The 4,269-nt window shown below is 67.6% G+C and carries 4 protein-coding genes; all 4 read left to right on the top strand.

From position 1 onward, the window contains the following. Positions 1-342 precede the first annotated feature (342 nt). The 4 genes from VM054_03375 (at position 343) to VM054_03360 (ending at position 4,198) form a co-directional block, all read left to right on the top strand. The gene (locus tag VM054_03375) at positions 343-1,365 is read left to right on the top strand and encodes a hypothetical protein (protein ID HUT98093.1); all 1,023 of its coding nucleotides are present in this window, start codon (positions 343-345) and stop codon (positions 1,363-1,365) included. Positions 1,366-1,437: 72 nt separating this feature from the next. Further along, positions 1,438-2,622: a type II secretion system F family protein gene (locus VM054_03370; GenBank protein ID HUT98092.1), complete on the top strand. Its 1,185-nt coding sequence runs from the start codon at positions 1,438-1,440 to the stop codon at positions 2,620-2,622. Positions 2,623-2,950: 328 nt separating this feature from the next. Further along, the gene (locus tag VM054_03365) at positions 2,951-3,667 is read left to right on the top strand and encodes a prepilin-type N-terminal cleavage/methylation domain-containing protein (GenBank protein ID HUT98091.1); all 717 of its coding nucleotides are present in this window, start codon (positions 2,951-2,953) and stop codon (positions 3,665-3,667) included. Positions 3,668-3,685: 18 nt separating this feature from the next. Then, entirely contained in the window at positions 3,686-4,198 is a 513-nt protein-coding gene (locus VM054_03360; GenBank protein HUT98090.1) for a hypothetical protein, read from the top strand. Positions 4,199-4,269 lie beyond the last annotated feature (71 nt).

Below are 4,269 nucleotides of genomic sequence, written 5' to 3'. Positions count from 1 at the left end.
CTTCAAGCGAAACTTCCACCTGTTCATCAGAGAAATGGAGTTCCGCTTCAACCACCGAAACGACCCGGATATGCTACCCTATCTGAAAAGCATCCTCTTTGGTCCATGAACGTGTGTGATGCCTTAAAAAAACGGGCGGGTGTGGACACCCGCCCCTGCGTCAATATCCAGCAAACCCGATCCGTATGGGCGACCATCGTCGGTCGCCCGCGGGCGGGTCGCCAGACCCGCCCCTACGGCATCGCAACCGTGGGTGAGGAACGCCGACGCCCACCCCCCCCGCTGGCGTTCACACCCCGCGCCTGCTACACTCGCCCCGACCTTAAAATCAATCGCCGACCAATGACAAAAAAAACCGACCGCGCCGTGGGGCTCTTCTCCGGCGGCCTGGACTCCATCCTGGCCCTCCGACTCGTCGCGGACCAGGGCCTCCCGGTCACCGCCCTCCACATGCGCCTGCCATTCTCGGACGACGACGGTGTGGAAGGCCTGGAGGCGCTGGCCCGGGACCTCGGGGCCGACGAGTTCCTCCTCTACCGCCCCGGGGAGGAGTTCTGCCGCATGCTGGCGCATCCGCGCCACGGCTACGGCAAGAACGCCAACCCCTGCCTGGACTGCAAGCTTTTACTCCTGAAGCGCGCGGGGGCCTTGATGGCGGAGCTCGGCGCCGCCTTCGTCTTTACCGGCGAGGTCCTGGGCGAGCGACCCATGAGCCAGCGCCGCCGGGCCCTGGACCTCCTCGAACGCGAGAGCGGCTTGAAGGGGCGGCTCCTGCGCCCCCTGTCGGCAAAACTTTTCCCGCCCACCAATCCGGAGTCGGATGGGATCGTGGATCGGAAACTTTTAAAAGATTTCCGGGGCCGCGGCCGCAAGCCCCAGATGGCCCTCGCCGCCCGCCTGGGAATTACCGGCTACCCCAGCCCCGCCGGCGGGTGCCTCCTGACCGAACAGGTGTTCGGGCGCCGGGTGTTCGAGCTCCTCGAACGCGAGGGCTGCACCGTGGATGGACTGCGCCTGTTGGCCCACGGCCGTCACTTCCGCCTGCCCGGCGGGAGCAAGCTGGCCCTGGGCCGCGACTCCGACGACAACGACGCCCTGGTCCGCGCCGCCGCGACGGGAGACCTCCTCCTCGACGCCCGCGTCTCCTCCCCCGTGGGCGTCCTGCGCCACCCGACGGGCGAGGTCCCGCCCGAGGACCTGGCCCTGGCCGCCGCCCTGGTGGCCGGGTACGCCAAGCCCCGGGAGGAGCCCGCTGTACCCGTCCACGTCGTCCGTCTCACCGCGACTGGTGAGGAGTTTTCCCCCGAAATCGAGGCGGCGCCCGCCGACCGCTTCGACCCGGCGCTGCGCCGGCTGATGGTCTGAACCCGGTTGACACCTCGCGCGTCCCAACTTATGATACCAACGTAGCTTACGCACACCCACCCGGACCGGTCCATGCCCCGTTTCACCTACCGCGGACGGGCGGCCGACGGCCGAGGCGTCCAGGGCGAGCTCGAAGCCCCCGACGAAGACACCGTCCTGGCCACCCTGCGCAACCAGGGGCTCCTCGTCACCGCCATCGAGCCGGTGGCCGTGCGGGACGTCAAGGTCAAGCGGCGGGACCTGGTGGTCTTCACGCGCCAGTTCTCCACCATGCTCGGCGCCGGGCTCCCCCTCGTGCAGACCCTGGCCACCCTGGCCGAGCAGTCGCCCGAGGGGCTGGCGGAAATTTCCGTGGACCTGCGGCGTCAGGTGGAGGCGGGCCAGTCGCTCTCCGCCGCCCTCGAACGCTTCCCGAAAACCTTCGGCCGCCTCTACGTCGCCCTGGTGCGCGCCGGTGAGGTCTCCGGCAACCTCGAGGTCATCCTGGACCGCCTGGCCTCCTACCTCGAGCGCGTTGACTCGCTCCGGCGCCGCGTCACCAACGCCTTGACCTACCCCGCCGTCATCCTCTCGATGGTGATTCTCCTGGGCATGGGGTTCCTGGTCTTCATCATCCCGCTCTTCCAGGGCATCTACGACAACTTCGGCGCCCAGCTCCCCCTCCCCACCCAGATCGTCGTCGTGCTCTCCACCTTCTTCCGCGACTACTGGTGGATCCTGGCCCTCGTCATCGCCGCCGTGGCCTTCTTCGTGAAATTTTACGGCGACACCGCCGAGGGCCGCCTGCGCCTGGACCGCTGGAAGCTCGGGGCGCCCATCTTCGGCAGGCTCTTCATCCGGGTGGCCGTGGCCCGCTTCACCCGCACCCTGGGGACCCTCGTGCGCTCCGGCGTGCCGATCATGGACGGCCTGGCCATCACCGCCGCCACCGTGGGCAACCGGGTCCTCGAGCGGGCCGTCCTGGAGACGCGCCGCGCCATCGGAGAGGGCCGGACATTCGCCGAGCCGCTCGCCGCCACCGACGTCTTCCCGCCCATGGTCGTCGCCATGATCGCCGTGGGCGAGCGCACCGGCCGCCTCGAGGAGATGCTCCACCGCGTCGCGGAGTTCTACGACGACGAGGTCGAGGTCGCCGTCGCCAACCTCTCCGCCCTCCTGGAGCCGGTGCTCATGATAATCCTCGGCGTCGTCGTGGGCGGGCTGGTCGTCTCGATGTACCTGCCGATTTTCCAGATGCCGGGTTTAGTCGGGGGCTAGTAGCCCTTCCTGTTCCGCGGAGAGAGGGTTTGGTTTTTGCAGATTTACCGCCGCGAGCGGACCTTTTTTACATGCCGGGATTGGTCGGGGGCTAGTGTTGACCTCGTAGGGGCCGACCTTCAGGTCGGCCCGCGGGCGGGTGTGGACACCCGCCCCTACGTCATCGCAACCTGCGGGACGCGGTTTGGGATATGTCTCCGGCGGCCCTCGGAGGGGGGCTGCATTTTTACACCGTTTTTATTTATAATAGCCCCACCTGTCAAGGCCCCTCGGCCTGCCCCTTTCGACCCCTCGCCGGCCCCGACGCCGGCCCCCGCGGGAGGCTTCCGTGCAGCGCGGCTTCACTCTCGTTGACCTGATGATCGTCCTCGCCGTGGTCGCCATCATCGCCTCCATCGCAATCCCCAGCATCGAGAACACCCGGCGCGATGAGAACACCATGGTGTGCCTCCAGCACCAGGAGGAGATTTCCCGCTGGATAGCCGACTTCGTCACACGGGCGCAGGACGAGCTCGGCACCCAGCGCGATGAAATCCAGGCCGCCGTCGAGGAGTACATCGCAGCCGGTCTCACCGCCAAGCCCTCCACGCGCAAATCATTCACACCCGTGGGCGGCGGGCTGGAGAGCCCGACCACGGCGCCAAACGCCGCCACGCTCATCGCGGCGGGATACCCCGCATCGCTCTTCGTCAACCCCTACGCCGAGGAGGGCGCCCCTCCCGGGACCGGCTTCACCCTCGACGTGACGAGAAAAACCGTCGAGGGCCAGACGGCCTACGACGTGCGGGTGAACTCGACGGCGAACTACAGGATAGGCCCGTCGGGCGGGTTCCTCTCCTCAGACGACACCCGGCCCAACGCCCGCGAGCTCATCGCATTCGGCGCCCCCCAGGGCATCTTCGTCTGCCCCGAGCGCGCCGACAAGGGCGAGCCCCTCGGCTTCCACTACGCCCTCAAAGGGGTGACCGGCGACGTCGAGTGCACAACCGATCTCAAGGGCGAGCACCGCGACCCCAACGCACAGTACGTCCACTCACTGGACTAACCCCTCTGGAGTCACGAGATGGCCGAAACCAAGCGCATCCCCTGGGTCGAGATTCTGGTCTTCCTCGCCCTGGCCGCCATCATCTTCAGCGTCATCCAGCCCAACTTCGCCGACTACGAGACCGGGACCAAGACCGCCTTATGCAAGGAGAACCAGCGCAACATCGAGCAGGCCGTCCTCCTCTGGCTCACGCTCGAGGGCAAGGCCAGGGTCGAGCGCGGCTTCGGCGCCGAGGGCGACCTGAAGGTCACCGACTCCTTCGGGGACGTCGTCGAGGGGATGCTCCACTATTCCGACACCCACCCCAACGCCCGGGAGCTGGTGGACGATCTCGGCCTCGACCCGGCCATGTTCTACTGCCCCGAGGTCGGCAAGGATGACCAGCCCCTGGGGCGGCACTACTGCTACAAGAACTCCCAGGGGACGCTGGAGTGCGCCATGGACGCCGAGGGCAAGGCGCGTCTGTTGGCCGACGAGCCCGCGCCGGGCACCGACGAGCGCAAGCCCATCGTGGACTACTACCACGACTAAGGGGCCGGTCGGGGAGGCCGGCTTGGGGTGGTGTTTTCTGACGTACGGGCCGACCTTTAGGTCGGCCCGTT

This window comes from bacterium (genome assembly GCA_035528375.1).
Lineage (GTDB): Bacteria > RBG-13-66-14 > RBG-13-66-14 > RBG-13-66-14 > RBG-13-66-14 > RBG-13-66-14.
This window is presented reverse-complemented; position numbering and strand designations above follow the sequence as displayed.